This window comes from Sphingomonas sp. Leaf23, from assembly GCF_001421585.1.
Taxonomy (GTDB): domain Bacteria; phylum Pseudomonadota; class Alphaproteobacteria; order Sphingomonadales; family Sphingomonadaceae; genus Sphingomonas.
The window spans coordinates 291,992-313,193 of record NZ_LMKR01000003.1 but is presented as its reverse complement, the minus strand read 5'-3'; the positions used below and the strand labels follow the sequence as shown (position 1 = coordinate 313,193).

Here is a 21,202-nt window from a genome sequence, read left to right as displayed (position 1 = left end):
CTAGACATAGTATAACGCCGACCGAAACCGGTGACGCGCCCTTTGCGTCGCCGGGTCTCGTTCGGGCCGGCGACACGCCGATTTTTGTACGCAGGGGCATCCATTCCCCGCCGAACACAGGAAACGGGACGATGACCTTTCAGGATAGTCAGGACGCCCAGATGAACGAACTGCAATTCGCCGATCCGGCCCCCGCCGCCCCGGCCCCCGAGCGCAACAGCCGCACGGTCGACGCGCTGCTCCACGCGGTCGAGGTCGATCATTCGCGCGACGCGCTGCTGACCGATTTCGGCAAGGATACGCTGAAGGACCGCTATCTCCTGCCCGGCGAATCGTACCAGGACCTGTTCGTGCGCGTGGCGTCGGCCTATGCCGACGATGCCGATCATGCCCAGCGGCTGTACGACTATATCTCGAAGCTGTGGTTCATGCCGGCGACGCCGGTCCTGTCGAACGGCGGCACAGGGCGCGGCCTGCCGATCAGCTGCTATCTGAACTCGGTCCCCGACAGCCTGGAAGGCATCGTCGAGACGTGGAACGAGAATGTGTGGCTGGCGTCGCGCGGCGGCGGCATCGGCACCTATTGGGGCAGCGTGCGCGGCATCGGCGAGCCGGTCGGCCTGAACGGCAAGACCAGCGGCATCATCCCGTTCGTTCGCGTGATGGATTCGCTGACGCTGGCCATTTCGCAGGGGTCGCTGCGTCGTGGGTCGGCCGCCTGCTATCTCGACGTCAGCCACCCGGAGATCGAGGAGTTCCTCGAAATCCGCAAGCCCAGCGGCGACTTCAACCGCAAGGCGCTGAACCTGCACCACGGCGTGCTGATCCCCGACGCCTTCATGGAAGCGGTGCGCGACGGCACCGAATGGGAGCTGAAGAGCCCCAAGGACGGATCGGTTCGCACGACGGTCGACGCGCGTTCGCTGTTCCAGAAGCTGGTCGAGACCCGCCTCGCAACCGGTGAGCCCTACATCGTGTTCAGCGACCATGTGAACAACACGATGCCCAAGCATCACCGCGACCTGGGCCTGAAGGTGTCGACGTCGAACCTGTGCAGCGAGATCACGCTGCCGACCGGCCGCGATCACCTGGGCAACGACCGTACCGCCGTGTGCTGCCTGTCGTCGCTCAACCTCGAAACCTGGGACGAATGGAACGGTGACAAGCGCTTTATCGAGGACGTGATGCGTTTCCTCGATAACGTGCTCACCGACTATATCGAGCGCGCGCCCGACGAGATGGCGCGTGCCCGCTATTCGGCGGAGCGCGAGCGGTCGGTCGGCCTGGGCGTCATGGGCTTCCACTCGTTCCTGCAGGCGCGCGGCCTTCCGTTCGAGGGCGCGATGGCGAAGGCGTGGAACCTGAAGATCTTCCGCCATGTCGCCGCGCAGGTGAACGAGGCGTCGATGCACCTCGCCAACGAGCGTGGCCCCTGCCCCGACGCCGCCGACATGGGCGTGATGGAGCGGTTCAGCTGCAAGATGGCGATCGCGCCCACCGCGTCGATCAGCATCATCTGCGGCGGCACCAGCGCGTGCATCGAACCGATCCCGGCGAACATCTACACCCACAAGACGCTCAGCGGCTCGTGGTCGGTCAAGAACCCGTATCTCGAAAAGCTGCTGATCGCGAAGTCGAAGAACAGCGACGCGGTGTGGAATTCGATCCTCGAGCGCGGCGGTTCGGTCCAGCACCTCGACTTCCTGTCGGTCGAGGAAAAGGACACGTTCAAGACGTCGTTCGAGATCGACCAGCGCTGGCTGCTCGAACTGGCGGGCGACCGTGCGCCGTTCATCGACCAGGCGCAGTCGCTGAACCTGTTCATCCCGGCCGATGTCGAGAAGTGGGACCTGCTGATGCTCCACTATCGCGCGTGGGAGCTGGGCATCAAATCGCTCTATTACCTGCGGTCGAAGTCGGTGCAGCGCGCTGGGTTCGCAGGCGGCGTCGAGGCGGACAATACGTCGGAGCTGGCCAAGTTCGATCTGGGCGAGACGACCGATTATGACGAGTGTCTGGCCTGTCAGTAAGCGGGTCGCGCTACCTTGCCCAAGCAAGGCAGAGACAGACCACGGCGAGCGTCTGACGACGTGTTCGCGGGACGCTGATCCCTCTCCCGTTGGGAGAGGGAGGGAGCCGCTTCAGCGGCGGAAGGGTGAGGGCGATGCGCATGTATCAGCAGCAACCGTCCGGAACGGTCGACCGCGCCCGCGACCTGCGTCGTAATGCAACCGATGCCGAGAAGAAGCTCTGGGCAGGTCTGCGCCGCGCCTTCCCTGAACTGCGATTCCGGCGGCAGGTGCCGGTCGGACCTTATTTCGTGGATTTCCTGAGCGTGCGAGCTGGTTTGGTCATCGAAGTGGACGGCGGGCAGCATGATGCCGATGCGGCCTATGACGCGCGTCGGACGGTGGTGCTGAACCAGCAGGGGTTCCGTGTGGAACGCTTCTGGAACGACGACGTGCTGACCAATCTCGACGGGGTGTTGCAGCGGGTGGCTGCGCTGGTCGCTGACGTGCGTGAGGGCGAGTCGGCATGATGCCGCTCGCCCTCACCCTTCCGCCGCTACGCGGCTCCCTCCCTCTCCCGTCGGGAGAGGGAAAGGCGTCAGATGGCCGAGCCGTCTTCTTCGGTTTCGAACGTCACCGCCACATCGGCGTTGGCGCTCAGGCGGACGGTGTTGCCCTCGACCTCGGCGACGAGGCCGCCGTCGATATAATGGTGATGCCCGGTATGTGCGCCCTGCGCCCCTTCGACATCGGCACCGCTGTCCTTCTTGGTCAGCTTGATGCGGTCGCCTTCGACGCGATCGACGGTGCCGACATGGACGCCATCGGCACCGATGACGTCGGCATGTTCGTTGATGTTGCTGAGATCGGCCATGTTTCTTCTCCGTTGGGGGCGGCGGTGAAACGCACGTCCGCGCACTTGGTCGCATGACCGCGAACGTCCTCATCATGTTGTCGGTCGCGCTGGTATCTGGCGCGGTCGGGCTGTGGCTGCTGCTGCGTCTGCGCTCACGCGCGACGGCGCAGAGCCGCTACGCCCATGGCATGGTCGGGGTCATGGCAATGGCGCTCGGGATCATCCTGACCATCTTTGGCATTGCGCAATGGTCGTGGGGCAGCACGCCATGAACCGATCCGACCGTATCCCCGCAAAGGCGGGGGTCCAGAGCCACAAGCGACGACGTTCGCAACCCTAGGCTCCCGCCTGCGCGGGAGCACCACAGATTTTCAGAACAACCCAGTTTCCCCGGAGTAACCCATGTCGCTCACCGAAGCCCGCAAGCAGTACAAGCCGTTCGAATACCCCTGGGCATTCGATTTCTGGAAGCGTCAGCAGCAGATCCACTGGATGCCCGAAGAGGTGCCGTTGGGCGAGGATTGCCGCGATTGGGCGCAGAAACTGACGCCGCACGAGCGCAATTTGCTGACGCAAATTTTCCGCTTCTTCACCCAGGCGGACGTCGAGGTGCAGGACTGCTACCACGAGAAATATGGCCGCATCTTCAAGCCGACCGAGGTCAAGATGATGCTCGCCGCCTTCTCCAACATGGAGACGGTGCATATCGCGGCGTACAGCCATCTGCTCGACACGATCGGCATGCCCGAGAGTGAGTATGGCGCCTTCCTCGAATATAGCGAGATGAAGGACAAGCACGACTATCTGCAGAATTTCGGCGTCGATACCGACGAGGATATTGCCAAGACGCTGGCGATGTTCGGCGGCTTCACCGAAGGATTGCAGCTGTTCGCGTCGTTCGCGATGCTGATGAACTTCCCGCGCTTCAACAAGATGAAGGGCATGGGGCAGATCGTGTCGTGGTCGGTGCGTGACGAGAGCCTGCACTGCGAAGGCATCATCAAGCTGTTCCACGCCTTCTGCAAGGAACGCGACTGCATGACGCGCAGTGTCCGCGACGACATTGCCGACATGTGCCAGACGACGGTGCGGCTGGAGGACAACTTCATCGATCTCGCGTTCGAAATGGGCCCGGTCCACGGGATGACCGCGAAGGAAATCAAGAAGTATATCCGCTACATCGCCGACTGGCGGCTGGGGCAGCTGGGCATGAAGCCGATCTACCTGATCGACGAACATCCCCTGCCGTGGCTGGCGCCGCTGCTGAACGGCGTCGAGCACGCCAACTTCTTCGAACAGCGCGCGACCGAATATTCGAAGGCGGCGACGCGCGGCAATTGGAACGAGGTCTGGGACGGCTTCGACAAGCGCCAGAAGGCCAAGGTCACTGCACCGGCGAATGAGGAAGTTGCCGGCATGGGGGATATGTTTGGCGGGGTTGCTGCTGAATGACGGAACAAATCGACTCCGCGCATCCATTAGACGGATGCGCGGATGACGAACTTTACAAAATAATGATGTCGGAGCGCACCGAGCTTATCAAAGCTCGGCGTGATGCCGAAGATACGCTGATAAAAACGATCATACAGCTATCCTCCAGTTTAATTACGCTAACAGCAGGCTTTGTGAGCTTAACTAGCGTAAGGATCGTACCGCATGCGATATGGCCGCTATCCATCACACTAATAGGTCTACTACTCGCGGTAGTATCCGGCCTACTTGAAAATATATTCTCGTCACGGGCCTACAGCGCGCAACAGAAAAATCTGGAAGAATATTTTTCTAAGAGAATAAAAGTGTTTGAGGAACCGAAAGAGAACAGATACATACGAATAACCCAAAGAGTATCATTTGGTATGTTTTCTCTGTCGCTGATAGCAATTGGCGTTTTCGGCGTATTGCAGGCAGGAGGTTCGAATGGCTGATAAAAAAGACACTCCCAATCGTCCAATTAATTCCCCACCGCCTCGCCCGCAGCATGGTAACTTTGGTGACAAAGCGGCAAGTCGCCCAACTCGATCCGCAGCGCCCTCAATGCCACCCCCTCCGCCAAAAAAATAGCTACCTACCGCCCCCGCCGCACCGGCGCGCGGAAGTCGGCGGGTTTGTCAGCCACCCAGCGCACGAACCTGGCCACCGCCGGCACCGCCCGCAGCGCGTCGAGATCGGCGAGCGGGCCGGCGAGTTCGGCGTTGGTGGCGCTGGCGTGGATGGTGCGGTGGCAGATGGGGTGGAGCGGCACCGTCTCGCGCCCGCCTTCGCTCCTGGGCACGCGGTGGTGCCATTCGACCTGCGCGCCGATCGGGCGGTTGCACAGCGCGCAGGCGAGCGGCGCTTCGGCGCGGGCCGCCAGCGCCTCCGCCGCCATCAATCCTGCCTTGCGCTTTACCCGTCCGGCCATGGACGAAGAGATCGGGCGCACCGCCGCAATTGGCAAGTGCTTCGACTGGGCGCTCCGAAGATGAACGCCAGATGAAGGAACCGCTACTGTGCGACACGGGTTACAGCCCGGCAAGTTCAGGAAAAGGGAGAACCCCCATGAACCGCACGACTTTGTTGATCGCCGCCGCCGCAAGCGCGGTGATCGCGACGCCAGCGCTGGCGAAGGACCGCCGGACGGTACCGGTGTATTCGGACTATAATCCCTATTATCTGGATTATAAGACCGACATCTCCGAAGCGAAGCGCGAGCTGCGCAAGGATCTGGCCCGTGCCGACGATGCCGCCAGTCGCGAGGACGCGTGGGCCGAATATCATCGGGAAGTGGCCGATGCCCGCCATGATTTCCGCAAGGAAATGGCCGAACGCGGCATGATCGTCCGCAACGGGCGGGTGACGGTCGAAGAGTAACCGCGGCACAGCGGTCCTACGGGAGAAGGCCGTCGGGTTCGCGCCCGGCGGCCTTTTCAATATATCCTGTCGAACTGCCAACCGGTCAGACGGAGCATCCCCATGCCGGTGGATCGGATCGGTCCTTGTTCCGGATAGAAGCGATCGACCATCTTGTAGCGCTGGCCAACGGCGCGTTCGACGATCCATTGCGATCCGTCCATCCCGTTGGTGCATTCATCGGTACCGGAGGCCATGCCGAGCGGGTTGTTGGCGACCAGCCGCCGTCGCAAATCCGCCGTCTCCTCCGCCGTCAACTGTCGATCGAGACGCCGCTTTATCGTGCCGGGCGCGTACCCGCCCTGCCCGGTCAATTCGGTGGCGATCAAACGACCCCGCGCAGCCTGCATATTTTCGATCCGCACGATGACAGGCGCGTGGTTTGTTCGCAGCCACAGGAATCGCAGCGTGTCGCCCCGACCGGCTCTAGCTTGCTGGAATAGCGAGGGTTCCTGCGCGGCACGCAGATGCTTGGAATACCATTCGCGGCGATCATCGGAAAACCGTGCGAACGTCCGTTGGAAGTTCGGGCAATAGGTTTCCAGCCGTTCGTAGAAAGGCGGGAAATAGACCGGCGTCGACGTTGCCTGCGCCAACGCGAGTAACCCCGTCCACACCATCATCTTATCCTCGTGGCGAAGCGACAGCCTTCCACGGAACCGCCACGCATGCAACCGACGAACAAAAGGCCCCGGACGAACCCGTCCGGAGCCTTTCGCGATACGCAATTACCGGGGCGGGTCCCGATACGCCGGACCCGCCCGAAACTGGCACGAGGCTTAGAAGTGGGTCGTCAGACCCAGCATCGGACGGAAGCTGTGGGCCGAACCGAAGGTCGACACTTCACCGCGCAGGCGGACGCCCGAGTTGCCGGTGATGCCGCCCAGACCAATGTCCTTCGGGCCGACTTCGAAACCGGCGCCATAGGTCATTTCGTTATAGTCGCGGCTGTCGTTGCCGAAGCGCGCGAAATTGACCCAGCGATAGCCGACCTTGCCGTAGATCAGGCCCGAGTCACCGGCGCGGACGCCGAAACGACCAGCTGCGCCGTAATCCCAATCGATGTCGCCCGACACGCCCTTCGAGACGCTGCCTTCGGCACCGACGAACACCGGGCCCAACGGCACGTTGAAACCGACGATGCCTTCGACCAGGGCGCCGTTCAGCTTGTCGTTACGCGCGACGAGCGGGATGCCGGCCTTGGTACGCTCGGAGTCGAACTGCTCCCAGCCGCCCATCACTGCGACATACGGCTCGAAACCGATGCCGCTGGTGCCATCGGGCGCGGTCACGGCGGGGGCGGGTTCGGTCGTCGGAGCGTCCTGCACCACGGTGGCGTCCTGCGCGAAGGCGGGAGCGGCCGTGAAGGCGACGGCGGCAGCGGCGATGGTGAAAAGCTTACGCATACAAAACCTCATCAGCGTTTACGGTCCCGACGTCGAATGGTGCGCCGGTTTATCCGTGGCTCCTCTGAACCCGAAAACCGGCAAAGTGTTGCATCGCATTGCAACATGCGCGTCATCAAATCGGATACTGTTGCTTCCGGGCAACGGTATCTGTCACCGAGATGAACGAACCGTGGCCGGGGTGCCCGGACTATGGTTACAATGTGGCAACAGCGGCACGGCGGCGGGGCACGGTGCCTGCAACGATCGCCGTGCCGATGGGTTGGGAACGGTATACCCAGACGCGAATCGGAGGGCGAACAGCCTATGCGACCCCGGATCATCATCGTCGGTGCCGGTTTCGGCGGCATCGCGGCGGCGCAGGCACTGCGGCGGACGGATGCCGAAATCACCCTGATCGACCGCACCAACCATCACCTGTTCCAGCCCTTGCTGTATCAGGTCGCGGGTGCCGCGCTGTCCCCCGCCGACATCGCAACGGCCAATCGCGCGCTGCTGCGCCGCAATACAAATACCCGGATATTGATGGCCGAAGTCGCCGGGGTCGACGCCGATCGGCGCGCGGTGTGCCTTGCCGATGGGCGGCATCTGCCGTTCGATCACCTGATCCTGGCGATCGGTGCGGCCTATAGCTTCTTTGGCAATGATGCGTGGCGCGAGCATGCCTATGTGCTGAAATCGATCGACGATGCCCTGGCGATCCGCGCCGCGCTGCTGAGTGCGTTCGAGCGGGCCGAGCAGTGCGACGACCCGGCGGAACGGCAGCGGCTGCTGACCTTTGCGGTGGTTGGCGGCGGGCCGACCGGGGTCGAGCTGGCCGGTACCATCGCCGAACTGGCGCGCACGACGCTGGCGCGCGACTTTGCCGCGATCGATCCGCGCCGGGCACGGGTGGTGCTGTGCGAGATGGGCGACCGCATCCTGACCGCGTTCGACCCGCCCTTGTCGCAGGCGGCGCGCGCAATGCTGGAATCGCTGGGCGTCGAGGTCCGGACGGGGGAGAAGGTGCGCGAGATCGACGCGCGCGGACTGACCGTCGGCGAGCAGCGGATTGATGCGGCGGCGGTGCTGTGGGCGGCGGGAACCGAGGCGCGGCCGGTGGCGACATGGCTGGCGGCGGACGCGGCGCGCAATGGCGCGGTGAAGGTCGCGCCCGATTGTTCGGTGCCGGGCCATCCGGACATTTTTGCGATCGGCGACTTGGCGAGCTTCGATGGCGGCGACGGCCCCCTGCCCGGCCTGGCCCCGGTCGCCAAGCAGCAGGGACGCTTCGTCGGCCAATTGCTGGCCGCACGGATCGCGGGGAAGCCAGCGCCCGACCGGTTCCGCTATCGCGACTATGGCACGATGGCGGTCATCGGGCGGTCGCGTGCGGTGGCGGAACTGGGCGGATGGAAGCTGAAGGGCTTCGTCGCATGGCTCGCCTGGTCGCTGGTACACCTGATGCTGCTGGTCGATTTCCGCAGCCGCGTGTCGGTGTACGTCCATTGGGCGTGGTCGTGGTTTACCTATGGCCGGGGCGCGCGGTTGCTGACCGGCTATGCCCCCGAGCCGGGCGACAAGCCGCGTACGGCGGGGCTGCCAGAGATCGAGGCGGAGGTTCGGGCGGCGGAATAGGGTTCGGGGTGCATGTCCCCCGATCCTGATGCAGGGCGATTCCGCCTTGGCCGACGTCGAAAGAAGAAGCGGGACCCCGGATCAAGTCCGGGGTGACGAATTGGGCAACGTCCCGCCCAGACACAGAATAGCCCGCCCGCATGCCTGCGGACGGGCCGTTCCGTTCACGTCATCGTGGGTCAGCCGACGCGGTTGCCCGCCATCGGGAAGCTGCCGAACGCACCCGCGCCGACCGTGCCGGAGATGGTGTCGCCATCGACCGTCGCTTCGCAATCAAGCGTCATCGGCATCGGCACGACGATCGCCACCTTCCAGCTCAGCTTGTCGCCATCGACCTTGCCGTCGGTGATCTCGGTCGATCCCATCGCCCCGGAATAGGTCCCGGTGAAGCTGCTGCCGTCGCTCTTGACGTTCAACGTCGCCTGCTGGTCGCCCATCGGCGACTTGGTGATCGTGTTCCAGCTGCCATCGACATTGGCCATGTTCGCTCTCCTTACTTCGCCGGGGTGGGGGCGGTTGCCGGCGTTGCCGATACCACCTCCACCGGCAGGCCCAGCCCGTCAAGCTGCGGACGGACGACCTTCGCATCGCCGACCACCACATAGACGAAGCGGTTGGGGTCGATTGTCGCGCGTGCCGCAGCGTCAAGCTGGGCCGTGGTCAGCGCGCGATATTTTTGCGGCAGGGTCGCCTGATAATCATCCGGACGGCCGAGGAAGTCGTTGTTCCGCATCGCCGCCAGCACCGCGCCCGACGTTTCATAGGTCCCGGCCAGCTGCCGCGTCTCGCCATCGATCGTGCGACGGAATTCGACCGGCGTGACGCCGTTCTTGCCGAGGAAGCCGTTGATCTGTTCGCGCAGCGACGCAATCGACGCACCGGTCTTGTCCGCCTGCACCGGCGCGGAGATGACGTACGGCACCGCATTTTCCATCAGGCGATATCCGCCGCCCGCGCCGTACGACCAGTGCTTGGCCTCGCGCAGGTCCATGTTGATCCGGCTGAGGAAGCCCGAGCCGAGCACGGTGTTGGCGGTGGTCGCTGCCAGCGTGTCCGACTTTGCCTGCACCGGCGTCATCTGCCCCGCGACGATCAGCGACTGCGGCGAATTGGGCCGGTCGACCAGGACGATCTTCGGCGCCGTCGTCGCGCGCTGTGCCGGGAAGCGCTTGGTGCCGGCCGCACCGGTCGCCTGCCAGTTGCCGAGCGAGGCGTTGAGCGCTGCCTGCACCTCGGCCAGCGGACGGTCGGATACGACGAACACCTTCGCCTTGTCCGGGCGCAGCCACGCGCCGCGCCATGCGACCAGATCGTCGCGCTTCATCGCCATGACCGCCGCGGGATCACCCACGCCCGCCGCCAGCTTCGCATACGGGCTGTCCGTGCCATATAGCAGCGGCGGCAGCGTCATGTCGGCAAGGCCCTGCGGATTGGTCCGCTGCTGGCCGATCTGCGCCAGCACCTGCCCGCGCACCCGCTCCAGTTCGTTCGCGTCGAACGCCGGGTTGCGCAGCACGTCGGCGAACAGCCCGGTCGCGCTGGTCAGATTGGCGCTGGGCACTTCGAACCCGATCGTCGTCTGATCGGGCGAATTGCCGCCCGACATGCTCATGCCGAGCTTTTCCTTGGCCTCCGCCATCGCGATCGAGTTGCGGGTGGTGGTGCCTTCGTCGATCAGCGCCAGCGTCATGCCGGCGGTGCCGAGCTTCCCCGCCACATCGGCGGCGGTACCGGCGTCGAACACCATCGACACCTGCGTCACCGGGACGGCGGTACGCTGCGCATAGACCAGCTCCATGCCGTTCGACAGGCGGCTGTGCGTGACCTTCGGGAATTGCAGCGCGGCGCCGCTGTCGGCGACGCCCGGCATGGCGCCGCGCGTACCCTTGAACGGTACCTCGGCGGCAGGAGCGGCGGGTGCGGCCGCAACCGCCTTCGCTTCCTCATAGCCCTCGCGCTGTCCGTTCTCGACGATCAGCGTATAGGCCGGGCGCGACATCCACTTCTGCGCGGCGGCGCGCGCGCGATCCGGCGTCATCGTCGCCAGCGCGTTCAGCTCCTTTTTGTAGAAGCCCGGATCGTTCGAATACAGCTGCCCCGACGCCAGCGTCACCGCCTTGCCGCCGAACCCGCCGACCGATTCCAGCCCGCCGATGGTGCCCGATACCTGCGTCGTCGCGACGCGCGCCACTTCGTCGGCGGTGGGGCCGGTGCGCAGATAATCGGCGATCATCTGGTCCAGCTTCGCCTCGACGACCTCGGTCTTGACGCCCGGACGGACGATCGCGCGGACGATCAGCATGCCCGCCTGCGACAGCGACTGCACGCCGGCCGACACCTGCACCGCCAGCTTGTCCTTCTTGACCAGTTCATTGTCGAGCCGCGACGAGGCGAGGCCGCCGAACGCGCTCATCGCGACGTCCAGCGCCGGCGAATCGGGATCGTTCAGGCCCGGCACCGGCCAGACCTTCATGATCATCGTTGCGGCGACATTGTCCTTCATCACCTCGCGCACCGGGGCGCCCAGCGTCGGCACGGTGATCTTCGGCAGGACCGATTCCGGTCCCTTGGCGATCTTGCCGAAATATTTCTCGACCAGCGGGCGCGCTTCCTTCGCGTCGATATCGCCGGCGAGCACCAGCACGGCGTTGTTCGGCCCATAATGGCCGCGGAACCAGTTCTTCACGTCCTCGAGGCTGGCGGCGTCGAGGTCGGCCATCGAACCGATCACCGAATGGCGATACGGGTGCCCCTGCGGAAAGATGCCCTCGGTCATCTTGTAGCGGACGAGGCCATAGGGCTGGTTGTCGCCCTGCCGCTTTTCGTTCTGCACGACGCCGCGCTGTTCATCCAGCACGCCCTGCGTCACCGCGCCGAGCAGATAGCCCATGCGGTCGGATTCGAGGAACAGCGCGCGGTCGAGCGCGGGCTTGGGCACGGTTTCGAAATAATTGGTGCGGTCGTAGCTGGTGGTGCCGTTCAGGTCGGTCGCCCCGATCGAGCGCAGCGGATCGAAGAAATCGCCCGGCGCATTTTCCGACCCGTTGAACATCAGATGCTCGAACAGATGCGCAAACCCGGTCTTCCCCTCCGGCTCATGCTTCGACCCCACGTCATACCATACCGACACGGCGACGATCGGCGCCTTGCGGTCGGTATGGGTGATGACGGTCAGGCCATTGGGCAGCGTGAACTTTTCGTAGGGAATGTCGACCGGTGCGACCAGCGCGGACAGCGGCGCGGCCTTTACCGGCGGCGCGGCGGGCGCGGGCGCCTGCGCATGGGCGGCGGTTCCGGCAAGCGCAGTGGAAACGAGCAATACGGCAGCGACGGTACGAAACATGGAACCCCACCCATTATCGATAAACGGAATGCAGGTGTATGGCGTGCGCGGGACACGCGCAAGCCGGTTCCATTGCCCAAATCGCGCCGACGCCTTGCGGTTGTGTAACATATGATGTCGCCGGAGCGATCCGGTCGATTGGCTGTTTTCCTGAAGCTTCCAGTGATTATGTTGCATCGCGCCATGACTATGATGTTCGACACTTTTCGCTCGATCCTCCCGCACTCTGACCGGTTCGACCGCCTGCTGGCGATCGGCTGGGAGGATATCGGCGGGGTCGTCCTTGCCATGAGTGCCGTCGCGTTCATGACGGCGGTGGGTGCCATCCGTGCGCGCTGATCCCCCGGCGTCCTATATTGCTGCGCGGCAACATTTCCTGGAACGGGTTTACTCCAAGGAACAAGGGTTTTGCGTATGATCCGTTCGACTGCGGTCCTGCTGGCCGGGGCGCTGCTCGCCGCCTGCGGCACCTCGACGCCTCCCGCACCGGAGGCGACGGCGAACGAAACCGTCGACCTGCGCCATCTGGTCGAAACCGAGGTCGCCGGGAACGGCATCGAACGCTATCCGCTGGAGGGCGTGGAAATCCCCACCCCGTCCGACGGTCAGTCGCGCTATGAGGTCCTGCGCCAGCGGCGGACCGCGGCCGGCACGATCATCGCGATCCTGCGCCAGCAGCGCGGCGACCGCTTCGTCTATGCCCGCACCGAACTAGATTGCGAGCGCAAGCTGTTCCACGTCGTCGGGGTCGCCGATACGCGGGCGAAGGTGGAAACCAACGTCGCGCATGACGGGCCGCTGCGGTCGACCGACGGGATGCCGCTGCGCCAGGAACTGTCGCGCTTCATCTGCGCGCGGGCGTCGGCCTGAGGCTATTCGCCCGCCGGCGGGACGGCCGGCGTGGCGACCTCCGCCTCGAAATCGGGATCGACCTCGGCGACCGGCAGCGTGCCGCGTCGCCGCTGGAAGCTGGTCAGCAAGAAGAACAGCAGGTTGGACCCCTGCGTCAGTGCACCGCCGGCCAGCAGCAACCCGGCCATCGCGGCGCGGGGGCCATCGACGATATGGCTCATCTCCAGCGCGGCCGACAGGAACAGCAGGTCGCGATTGGGCACGATCGGCAGGCGGCTGATGACCATCTGCACCGTCAGGAACGTGACCCACACGCCCAGCGGCTCGGCGGGCAGCACCACCGCCCATTGCGTCGCCTGCAACAGCACGACGATCAGGATGCGCGCGACATGGATGCCAAGCACCGCACCGGCGATCCGCCAGCTGACCGACAATATCTGCTTGCGCAGCCGCAGCAGCAGCGGCGTCAGGAACGCGGCGACCAGCAATCCGGCAAGCAGCATCCCGCCCGCCGAATGCAGCCAGTCGGCAATCCATTTCGCCCGGCCCGTCCCCATGAAGATGACCAGCAGGACCGAGGTGATCGCCGCCGACGCCAGCGCGGAAAGGATCGCATTGTCCTTGATCGCCAGCAGCAGCGTCTTCGAGGCGATGCCGAGCCGCTGGCGCGCCCAGACGAACAGATAGACCTCACCCGAATAGCCAACGAACGCCGAATTGAAGACGCGCTTGCGGACGAACACCGGCAGGCTGCCGGGCAAGGGGCGGCCGAGCAGCAGGCGGAAGATCCACACCTCCGACACCGGCAGCGCCATGAACATCACGACGAACAGGATATAGAACCATGGCGTGCGCGGGAGGGCAGCGGCGACGTTGGCCCAGCCGATCGCACGGACCTTCAGCACCAGCCACAGCAGGACGCCGACGAAGAACAGTGCGCGAAACACCGTGCCCGCCCGTGCGGCGGCCGGCGTCTGCGACCATTCGTGCAGCCGTTTGGCGCGGTCGGAGAGGGTCACGCGAACACCCCGGCGCTACGCGAATCGACGACGAACGCGTCGAACGCGGCGCGGGTAGCGGGGTCGAGGCGGAAGCGCGAATGGCCCCACACCCCACCCGGCAGAAAGCGGCGCACGGCATATTCGATCGCGGCGAGCGGCGTGTTGCGCACCCGCCGTTCGAAATGGGTCCGCTCCCACGTATTGGCCCCGTGGAACGCGCGGACGAACAGCCCCGGCGCATCGAGCACGCCGATCCGCTCCAGCGGCCAGTGGCCGAGGAAATCGGTATCCTCGCCCCGCCGCTTTTCCGGATAGCGCGCGGACGGATCGGCGCGGTGGACGATGCTGCCCGGCACGCCCGGCTCCAGCGTGCCGACATAGGGGTGGTCGAACCAGTCGGGCGCATCGAGATGCATCAGCGTGCCGCGCAGGACACAGGCGTCCTTGCCGCCGTCGAGCACCGCGACCTGCCGCGCCAGCCGGTCAGGATGATACCAGTCGTCGTCGTCCCACTGCGCGACGATGGCCCCGCGCGCCAGGTCGAGCGTGCGGTTGCGCAGACGCCCCAGCGTCGTCTCCAGCGTTTTCGCCACCCGGTCGTAGATCAGCCGGTCAGCAGGAATATCGGCGAAGAGCGGGGTATAATCCTGATCGCCGTCATCGACGACCACCAGTTCGCGGTTCGCCCAGCGTTGCCGCAGAAAACAGTCGACCGCCCGCCGCGCCAGCCCGGCACGGTTCGCGGTCACCATCACGCAGCTTACCCGCGCGCCGTCATCGGACCAGTTCATCGCCAGCGCCTTAGACCCGGTTTGGAAAGGCGTCGAGACGCCTTTCGTCGTGCGGCGCCGGGCCGGTGCCGCACCACAATCGCTAGTGGCGTAACGCTCCGGTCGCTGGTAGCCGGATCGGTGATGCGGATCGTCTTTGTCCTGACCTATCCCACCCATCACGGGGTCGCCGATGTGCGCGAGTGGTTGCGCTGGGACAATCGCGACCGGCGGATGCCCGGCATCTTGACCGAGCAGGGCGTCGAGGTCGAGCTGTGGGGGCTGGCGCGCGAGCCGCTCGACACGATGTCCGACCTGCCCGGCATCGCGCCCTACCCCATCCGCCTGTTCGCGCCGTCCAATCCGCAGGCCAAGACCCGCGAACAGAAAAGCGACGCTATGGTCGCCGCCGCGCGGATCGATCCGGCAACGTTGTTCGTGCTGATCGGCAGCAATGGCGGCGCGGGGTTCGACCTGTTCGACCGGGTGCTTCGGCCGGACCAGCGGCGCTTCGCGGTTATCATCGGTGGCGACTGGTGGAGCCGGATCGTGCCGCACGCCGCCTTCGTATTCCCTGAATCGGCGGTGCAGGAGGCGAAGCTGACCCGGCCGGGCTGGCGCTTCTGGCGGCGAGCCATTCCAGAGGCGCGGATGCAGCGGCTGCCCAAGACGATCGATACCGACCGCTTCGCGCCGCAGCCGGCGGACAAGCGGTTCGACGTGATCGCGACCAGCCGGCTGACCCGGTACAAGAAGTTCGACGAGATCGCGGCGTTGGGCGAAACCCACCGGGTCGCGGTGATCGGCGACGGGCCGCAGGGCGACGACCTGCGCCGCCGCTTTCGCAAGGTCGCGTGGCTGGGGCATGTGCCGAATGCGCAGGTGCCGTCGGTGCTGGCGCAGTCGCGGCTGTTCTTCCATGCCGGGCGGCGCGATTATTTCCCGCGTGCGATCCCCGAAGCGATGGCGTGCGGCCTGCCGGTCATCGCGTTCGACGACCGGATCGGGCCGGACGTGATCCCGCCGGACTGCGGGCTGCTGGTCAAGGACAACGACTATCGCGACAAGGTGGCCGCGCTGCTGGCCGATCCGGCGGCGGTCGCGGCGATGGGCGCGGCGGCGCGCGCCCATGCGGTCGCGACCCATGGCGCGCGGTCGTCGGAAGCCGCCTGTCGCCGGTTGATGGAGCTGGCCGCGTGACCCGCTGGACGTTCGTCATCGCCTATTACAACGAGGTCGATTTCCTGCCCGCGACGCTGGCGGCGCTGGCCGAACAGAGCGTGCCGTTCCGGCTGGTGCTGGTCGATAACGGATCGACCGATGGGTCGGATGCGATCGCGCAGCGCTTCGCCGCGCCGGGGGTCGAGGTCGTGAACCTGTCCGAAGCCCGGCCGGGCAAGATCCATGCGCTGGAAACGGCGATGGGGCAGCTGACCACCGAGTTCTGCGCGTTCGGCGATGCCGACACCTGGTATCCGCCACATTATCTGGCCGAGGCGGAGCGCGCGTTCGATGCCGATCCCCGGACGGTGGCGGTGATGGCGCTGGGCGTCGATGCGTCGGGGCAGAAGCTGCGCCGCGCGCTCTATTCGGGCTTCGTGACGAAATTGCTGTCGAAACAGACGCATACCGGCGGATATGGACAGGCGTTTCGAACATCCGCGCTGGTCGAGGCAGGCGGCTTTTCGGAACAGCTGTGGCCCTATGTGCTGCTCGACCATGAGATCATGCAGCGTGTCGCGAAGCTCGGCCGCGTTGTCTATACCTATGATTTCTGGGCCAAACCCTCGCCGCGCCGGTCGGACCGGCGGCGGGTGCGGTGGACGCTGGGCGAGCGCATTCTGTACCACGCGACGCCGTTCGCGGCGAAGGACTGGTTCTTCTACCGCTTCCTTGGGCCGCGGCTGAAGGCGCGGGGGATTACCCATTTGAATTTGCGGGATAAACCGTGGGAAGCGAAGCCGTAGGTCGGTTCAAAGTTCACGAAGTTCACACTCGTGCGCTGCGCGGATCGCCGGATGCAGCGGCCGCAATATTCCGGCGATGCGAAAAAGCCGGATCGAGCATGGCATGGTCTGCCCGCTGTAGGAAAGCACGAGCATCATTGACCATTCGCGCGCAGCATGAAAACGTGCCGGTATGCCCAGTCTTCTGACGATCCGGCGTGGCGTGGCCCTGGTTGCTTATGCCGCTGCGTTGATGACATTGGGGGCGGCGTTGCTCGCCCGATATCTGAGCAATGTCCTGCCGCACGACACCGATATGTTGGCCGCAATACGGTCCAATCTGCATATGGCGTTTATTGGATCGATGCTCCTCGGGTCGATGCTGATGCCAAATTCGAAGGATCATCGCGACACGCCGGGTCCATCGCCTCGCGTTTCGGGCAGTATCGTGATCGTTGCCACCGGAACTGCCGCAGGACTGCTGGTCGCACGTGACCATCCGTGGCTTGCAGTCCTGCTTCTGGTCGCGACGGCCGTGGTCGGTGCCGCAGTGTGGCGCTTTGCTACGAAGTACGAAAATGCGATTGGCGAGGCACGGTTTACGGGCAGCGCGTCGGCAGATTAGACCTACCGCCCCGATACAGTTCGAGCCTGATCAAACGAGTTGGCCGTATCCCGCTCCACCCGGAACACCCCCTCGCCCACCATTTCCATCCGCGCGCCGACCGCCGTCGCCGCGCTTGCCAGTTCGCCGGGTGCGCGGGGGTCGTCCGCCGTAATCTCCACCATCGACGCCCCGTCGCGCAGCGCCCGCGCCAGCCGGATGGCGGGCCAGGGGCAGCGCATGCCGCGGGCGTCGATGCGGGTCACTTCGAATGGTCGAACGGGTTCTTCGGTGCGCGCAGGTTGAGGCGAACCGGGACCGCGCCGAAGCCGAATTCCTTGCGGATGCCGTTGATGAGATAGCGCTTGTAGCTTTCGGGCAGGTCATCGACGCGCGTGCCGAACAGCACGAAGCTGGGCGGGCGGATGTTGTTCTGCGTGATGTAGCGCATCTTGATCCGCTTGCCGCCGGGCGCGGGCGGCGGGTTCGCCTCCAGCGCGCGGTCGAACCAGCGGTTGAGCTGTCCGGTCGAGACGCGGCGGCCCCATGCTTCGCGGGTTTCGAACGCGGCCTGCATCAGCACGTCCAGCCCCTTGCCGGTTGCCGCCGACACGGTCAGCAGCGGCACGCCGCGTGCCTGCGCCAGCCCTTCGTCCAGTGCGCCCTTCACCCCGTTGAACAGCGACGATGCGTGTTCGGCGATGTCCCATTTGTTGAGCGCGATCACCAGCGCGCGGCCTTCCTGCAGTACGCGGTCGGCGATCTTGATGTCCTGCAGCTCCAGCCCGCGGGTGCCGTCGAGGAGGAGCACGACGACCTCGGCAAAGTCGATCGCGTGGAGCGCGTCGGCGACGGAGAGCTTTTCGAGCTTTTCCTGCACCCGCGCCTTTTTCCGCATGCCGGCGGTGTCGATCAGGCGGACGGGGCGGACACGACCATCGGGGGCGGTCCAGTTCCAGTCGACCGCGATCGAATCGCGAGTGATGCCGGCTTCGGGACCAGTGATGAGACGGTCTTCGCCGAGGAAGCGGTTGATGAGCGTCGATTTGCCCGCATTGGGGCGGCCGACGATGGCGAGCTTCAGGACGGCGGTGTCGGGGTCGAACTCGCCCTCGTCCTCCGGCTCCGGCTCGTCCTCACGCTCGACGAACGGGCGCAGCGCGTCGAACAGGTCGGCGACGCCCTCGCCATGTTCGGCCGACATCTGCACCGGATCGCCAAAGCCCAGCGCCAGCGATTCGAGGACACCGTTTTCGCCCGCGCGCCCTTCGGCCTTGTTCGCGACCAGGATCACGGTGCCGTCGGCGGAGCGCAGCCAGCGGGCGATTTCCTCGTCCAGCGGCGTGATGCCGGCGCGGGCGTCGATCATGAACAGCGCGACATCGGCCATTTCGACCGCCGCCTGCGTCTGCATCCGCATCCGCCCCGGCAGGGTTGCGGCGTCCTCATCCTCGAACCCCGCGGTGTCGACGATGGTGAAGTCGAGGCCGAGCAGGTTCGCCTGCCCCTCCCGCCGGTCGCGGGTCACACCCGGCTGATCGTCGACCAGCGCCAGCCGCTTGCCCACCAGGCGGTTGAACAGCGTCGACTTGCCGACATTGGGACGGCCGATAATGGCGACGACGGGAAGGGGCATGGGGATTCCTGGGGTGCGGGTTTGCCGCCGAGTGTAGGGGAATGGGGTCGGAGGGTCGAGGGTGTGCGCTCAGCCCGCCGCCATCGTCATTCCGGCGCAGGCCGGAATCCATTGTATCGGGTGCTGGCGATCAAATCGCGACGTCACCCCATCCATGGATTCCGGCCTGCGCCGGAATGACGAACGGGGTGACGAGAGCGCGTTACTTCCAGGCGGTCAGCTGCCCGGCGTCGTCCAGCAGGTACAGCATCCCGTTGGCGACGACCGGCGACAGATTGTAGCCCGCCTTCGACCGGGTGTCCTGCGTCGTGGTGATGCTGCCATCGGCGGTCGAGGCCGAGACCAGCTGCCCTTCGGTATTGGCGAGGATCAGGCGGTTGCCGGCCAGGATCGGGCCGACCCAGCTGATCGGGTTCTTGCGCTTCTTGACGTTGCGGAAGCCGGGCAGCTGCTGGACCCAGCGCAGCTTGCCGCTGCCGCGCGAGATGCACAGCAGGCGGGCGTCGTCGGTCACGACGAAGATCCATTCGCCGGCGACCCATGGCGTCGAGATGCCGGCGAGATTCTGTTCCCACAACCGCTGGCCCGACACGAGTTCGAGTGCGACCATGCGACCGCCCTGCCCGACCGCATAGACGCGGCCATTGTCGATCACCGGTTCGGCATCGATATCGGCCAGCGCCGACACCGAGGTCGAGGCCGAGGTGCGCGACAGGCTGTCGCCCCACACCGAACGGCCGTTTTCGTAGCGATAGGCGTTCAGTTCGCCCGACGAGAAGCCGGCGACGACCGTCCCCTGTGCCGAGGCAGGCGCGGCGACGCCGAACACGCCCTGCGATTCGATGCTGCCCGACTGGGTCCACACGACCTTGCCGTCGCTCTGGTCGAGCGCGAACAGCTGGTTGTCCTGGCTGACGACATAGACCTGGCCGTTGGCGAGCGAGGGGGCGCCGCGCAGGGGGCCACCGGGCTTGGCGCGCCACACTTCCTTGCCATCGGCCGCGTCGAACGCGACGACATCGCCCAGACCATCGGTGGCGAAGGCGCGATTACCCTCGACCGACACGCCGCCGCCGAAGCGGGCGCGGGTGTTGCCGTCGCCCTTTACGGTCTGCGCGGTCCACACGGTGGCACCGGTCGCGGCGTTCATCGCGGTGACCATGCCGTTCACGTCGATGACGTACAGCCGACCGCCGACCACGACCGGCGCGGCGGCGAGGCGGGTGCGGGTGTTGCCACCCTCGATCCGCGTGCTCCACGCCTGGGTCAACGTGTCGCCGAGTGCCACATGGCTCATCGATTTCGACGCGTTGCCGCCCGGCTGCGACCAGTCGGCGTTGGTCTCGGCGATCGGCAGCACGACCTGAAGGTTCGCCAGCGCCGGATCGACCTCCGCCAGATTTTCGGAGGCAAGGATCGGCACGCGCTGTCCGACGACGGGCGTGCGCGGCCCGCCCTTGCCCTTCAGGGCGCTGCAACCGCCCAGCAGCGCCAACGCCGCGACCGCTGCCGAGAGTTTCAGATGCGTCTTCATGGGAAGGGGTTCCGGTATCGAAAGGAAGTTATTGCGCGGCGACGGTCGGCGCGGCGGGGGCGGCATCGACGCCGAGCGAGCCGGCCATCTGCACGGCGCGGGCACGGATGCTGTCGGGCACGCCGTCGCTCTGCGCGATCAGGCCGAAGGTCTGTCCGGCCTGTTGCAGCTTGTTCTGGCGCAAATAGGCGACGGCGACCATCTCGCCCGCGCTGCCCAGCCACGGGCTGCCCTTGTCGGCGAGGCCGCGCAGCCGGTCGATGACCTGCTGGGGCTGCAGCGAGTCGTACTCGACCGCGGTCTGGCGGACGAGGGCCATGTCGCGGAACGGCTGGGCCAGGGTTTCGTCGGCGGCGACCTTGGCAAAGGCGGCGGCGGCACCCTTGGTATCGTTCTTCGACAGCAGCATGTCGGCCTGCGTCAGCAGCGCGGTGGCGCGGACCGCGTCCTTGTCCGAGCTGGTCAGCTTGCCGACGATATCGTTCGCCTGCGCGACGCGGCCCTGCTGGATATCGTCGAGCGCGATGGCGAGCTGTTCACCCTGTTCGCCGGCCAGCGTGTTCTGGTGATGGTTCCACCACGTCCAGCCGCCGAACGCGGCGAGCACGACCAGGACCGCGACGATGATCCACAGGCCGTAGCGCTTGCCGATGTTCGACATCTGCTCGCGGCGCAGCTCTTCATCGACTTCGCGGATGAAGGCTTCGTTGTTTTGCGGGGTCAACGCCAAGGGAACAGC

At 65.6% G+C, this 21,202-nt stretch carries 24 protein-coding genes; 12 read left to right on the top strand and 12 right to left on the bottom strand.

Annotated elements, in window-relative coordinates; genetic code table 11:
• The first annotated feature begins 131 nt into the window (after nt 1–131).
• Both ASE67_RS09790 and ASE67_RS09785 read left to right on the top strand, forming a co-directional pair.
• Entirely contained in the window at nt 132–2,030 is a 1,899-nt protein-coding gene (locus ASE67_RS09790; protein ID WP_055760121.1) for a ribonucleoside-diphosphate reductase subunit alpha, read from the top strand.
• Nucleotides 2,031–2,164: 134 nt separating this feature from the next.
• Nucleotides 2,165–2,539: an endonuclease domain-containing protein gene (locus ASE67_RS09785; protein WP_055760117.1), complete on the top strand. Its 375-nt coding sequence runs from the start codon at nt 2,165–2,167 to the stop codon at nt 2,537–2,539.
• Nucleotides 2,540–2,607: 68 nt separating this feature from the next.
• Here ASE67_RS09785 and ASE67_RS09780 read toward each other — a convergent pair whose 3' ends face one another.
• Nucleotides 2,608–2,883, bottom strand: a complete 276-nt coding sequence (locus ASE67_RS09780; RefSeq protein ID WP_055760115.1) for a DUF2171 domain-containing protein — start codon at nt 2,881–2,883, stop codon at nt 2,608–2,610.
• A gap of 53 nt (nt 2,884–2,936) precedes the next feature.
• Between ASE67_RS09780 and ASE67_RS09775 the strand changes: the two genes are divergently transcribed.
• The 3 genes from ASE67_RS09775 to ASE67_RS18190 all read left to right on the top strand — a co-directional run bounded on the left by ASE67_RS09775 (nt 2,937) and on the right by ASE67_RS18190 (nt 4,790).
• Nucleotides 2,937–3,137 carry a hypothetical protein gene (locus ASE67_RS09775; RefSeq protein ID WP_055760112.1) on the top strand — a complete coding sequence of 67 codons (201 nt, stop codon included), beginning with the start codon at nt 2,937–2,939 and terminating at the stop codon, nt 3,135–3,137.
• 130 nt (nt 3,138–3,267) lie between these two features.
• Entirely contained in the window at nt 3,268–4,317 is a 1,050-nt protein-coding gene (locus ASE67_RS09770) for a ribonucleotide-diphosphate reductase subunit beta (protein WP_055760109.1), read from the top strand.
• The gene (locus tag ASE67_RS18190; protein ID WP_156348576.1) at nt 4,314–4,790 is read left to right on the top strand and encodes a hypothetical protein; all 477 of its coding nucleotides are present in this window, start codon (nt 4,314–4,316) and stop codon (nt 4,788–4,790) included. The genes ASE67_RS09770 and ASE67_RS18190 overlap by 4 nt, the downstream gene beginning before the upstream one ends.
• A 140-nt stretch (nt 4,791–4,930) precedes the next feature.
• On the opposite strand, the gene ASE67_RS09765 is transcribed toward ASE67_RS18190, so the two are convergent.
• Nucleotides 4,931–5,233, bottom strand: coding sequence for an HNH endonuclease (locus tag ASE67_RS09765; protein ID WP_055760106.1), 303 nt, complete (start codon nt 5,231–5,233; stop codon nt 4,931–4,933).
• 170 nt (nt 5,234–5,403) lie between these two features.
• On the opposite strand from ASE67_RS09765, the gene ASE67_RS09760 reads away from it, so the two are divergent.
• Nucleotides 5,404–5,715 carry a hypothetical protein gene (locus tag ASE67_RS09760; protein ID WP_055760103.1) on the top strand — a complete coding sequence of 104 codons (312 nt, stop codon included), beginning with the start codon at nt 5,404–5,406 and terminating at the stop codon, nt 5,713–5,715.
• A 56-nt stretch (nt 5,716–5,771) separates the two neighbouring features.
• On the opposite strand, the gene ASE67_RS09755 is transcribed toward ASE67_RS09760, so the two are convergent.
• Together ASE67_RS09755 and ASE67_RS09750 are read right to left on the bottom strand one after the other, a co-directional pair.
• Nucleotides 5,772–6,482 carry a hypothetical protein gene (locus ASE67_RS09755; RefSeq protein ID WP_235511863.1) on the bottom strand — a complete coding sequence of 237 codons (711 nt, stop codon included), beginning with the start codon at nt 6,480–6,482 and terminating at the stop codon, nt 5,772–5,774.
• A 51-nt stretch (nt 6,483–6,533) separates the two neighbouring features.
• Complete coding sequence (locus tag ASE67_RS09750; protein WP_055760097.1) at nt 6,534–7,160, bottom strand: outer membrane protein; 627 nt, start codon at nt 7,158–7,160, stop codon at nt 6,534–6,536.
• A gap of 306 nt (nt 7,161–7,466) precedes the next feature.
• Between ASE67_RS09750 and ASE67_RS09745 the strand changes: the two genes are divergently transcribed.
• Complete coding sequence (locus ASE67_RS09745) at nt 7,467–8,777, top strand: NAD(P)/FAD-dependent oxidoreductase (RefSeq protein ID WP_055760094.1); 1,311 nt, start codon at nt 7,467–7,469, stop codon at nt 8,775–8,777.
• A 179-nt stretch (nt 8,778–8,956) separates the two neighbouring features.
• Here the strand turns inward: ASE67_RS09745 and ASE67_RS09740 are convergent, their stop codons facing one another.
• Entirely contained in the window at nt 8,957–9,259 is a 303-nt protein-coding gene (locus tag ASE67_RS09740) for a hypothetical protein (RefSeq protein ID WP_055760091.1), read from the bottom strand.
• Between the two features lie 11 nt (nt 9,260–9,270).
• The gene (locus ASE67_RS09735) at nt 9,271–12,120 is read right to left on the bottom strand and encodes a M16 family metallopeptidase (protein WP_055760087.1); all 2,850 of its coding nucleotides are present in this window, start codon (nt 12,118–12,120) and stop codon (nt 9,271–9,273) included.
• Nucleotides 12,121–12,303: 183 nt separating this feature from the next.
• Here ASE67_RS09735 and ASE67_RS18185 point away from each other — a divergent pair, with 183 nt between their 5' ends.
• Together ASE67_RS18185 and ASE67_RS09730 are read left to right on the top strand one after the other, a co-directional pair.
• The gene (locus tag ASE67_RS18185; RefSeq protein ID WP_156348574.1) at nt 12,304–12,459 is read left to right on the top strand and encodes a hypothetical protein; all 156 of its coding nucleotides are present in this window, start codon (nt 12,304–12,306) and stop codon (nt 12,457–12,459) included.
• A gap of 75 nt (nt 12,460–12,534) precedes the next feature.
• The gene (locus ASE67_RS09730; protein WP_055760083.1) at nt 12,535–12,990 is read left to right on the top strand and encodes a hypothetical protein; all 456 of its coding nucleotides are present in this window, start codon (nt 12,535–12,537) and stop codon (nt 12,988–12,990) included.
• A 2-nt stretch (nt 12,991–12,992) separates the two neighbouring features.
• On the opposite strand, the gene ASE67_RS09725 is transcribed toward ASE67_RS09730, so the two are convergent.
• Together ASE67_RS09725 and ASE67_RS09720 are read right to left on the bottom strand one after the other, a co-directional pair.
• Nucleotides 12,993–13,991 (bottom strand): hypothetical protein, encoded by a 999-nt coding sequence (locus tag ASE67_RS09725; RefSeq protein WP_055760080.1) that lies wholly within the window; start codon nt 13,989–13,991, stop codon nt 12,993–12,995.
• On the bottom strand, nt 13,988–14,764 hold the full coding sequence (locus ASE67_RS09720) for a glycosyltransferase family A protein (protein ID WP_055760078.1): 777 nt from the start codon (nt 14,762–14,764) through the stop codon (nt 13,988–13,990). Before ASE67_RS09720 ends, ASE67_RS09725 begins: the two co-directional genes overlap by 4 nt.
• A gap of 123 nt (nt 14,765–14,887) precedes the next feature.
• Here ASE67_RS09720 and ASE67_RS09715 point away from each other — a divergent pair, with 123 nt between their 5' ends.
• From ASE67_RS09715 to ASE67_RS09705, 3 genes are all read left to right on the top strand, one after another.
• Nucleotides 14,888–15,943 (top strand): glycosyltransferase, encoded by a 1,056-nt coding sequence (locus ASE67_RS09715; RefSeq protein ID WP_055760074.1) that lies wholly within the window; start codon nt 14,888–14,890, stop codon nt 15,941–15,943.
• Nucleotides 15,940–16,710 (top strand): glycosyltransferase family 2 protein, encoded by a 771-nt coding sequence (locus ASE67_RS09710; protein ID WP_055760071.1) that lies wholly within the window; start codon nt 15,940–15,942, stop codon nt 16,708–16,710. Before ASE67_RS09715 ends, ASE67_RS09710 begins: the two co-directional genes overlap by 4 nt.
• Nucleotides 16,711–16,912: 202 nt before the next feature.
• Nucleotides 16,913–17,314, top strand: a complete 402-nt coding sequence (locus ASE67_RS09705; RefSeq protein ID WP_156348573.1) for a hypothetical protein — start codon at nt 16,913–16,915, stop codon at nt 17,312–17,314.
• A 2-nt stretch (nt 17,315–17,316) separates the two neighbouring features.
• On the opposite strand, the gene ASE67_RS09700 is transcribed toward ASE67_RS09705, so the two are convergent.
• From ASE67_RS09700 to ASE67_RS09685, 4 genes are all read right to left on the bottom strand, one after another.
• Nucleotides 17,317–17,559 carry a sulfurtransferase TusA family protein gene (locus ASE67_RS09700; protein WP_268795363.1) on the bottom strand — a complete coding sequence of 81 codons (243 nt, stop codon included), beginning with the start codon at nt 17,557–17,559 and terminating at the stop codon, nt 17,317–17,319.
• Nucleotides 17,556–18,929 carry a ribosome biogenesis GTPase Der gene (der, locus tag ASE67_RS09695; RefSeq protein WP_055760065.1) on the bottom strand — a complete coding sequence of 458 codons (1,374 nt, stop codon included), beginning with the start codon at nt 18,927–18,929 and terminating at the stop codon, nt 17,556–17,558. Before der ends, ASE67_RS09700 begins: the two co-directional genes overlap by 4 nt.
• A gap of 202 nt (nt 18,930–19,131) precedes the next feature.
• Complete coding sequence (locus ASE67_RS09690; protein WP_055760062.1) at nt 19,132–20,463, bottom strand: outer membrane protein assembly factor BamB family protein; 1,332 nt, start codon at nt 20,461–20,463, stop codon at nt 19,132–19,134.
• Nucleotides 20,464–20,491: 28 nt separating this feature from the next.
• Complete coding sequence (locus ASE67_RS09685) at nt 20,492–21,193, bottom strand: tetratricopeptide repeat protein (RefSeq protein WP_055760060.1); 702 nt, start codon at nt 21,191–21,193, stop codon at nt 20,492–20,494.
• Nucleotides 21,194–21,202 lie beyond the last annotated feature (9 nt).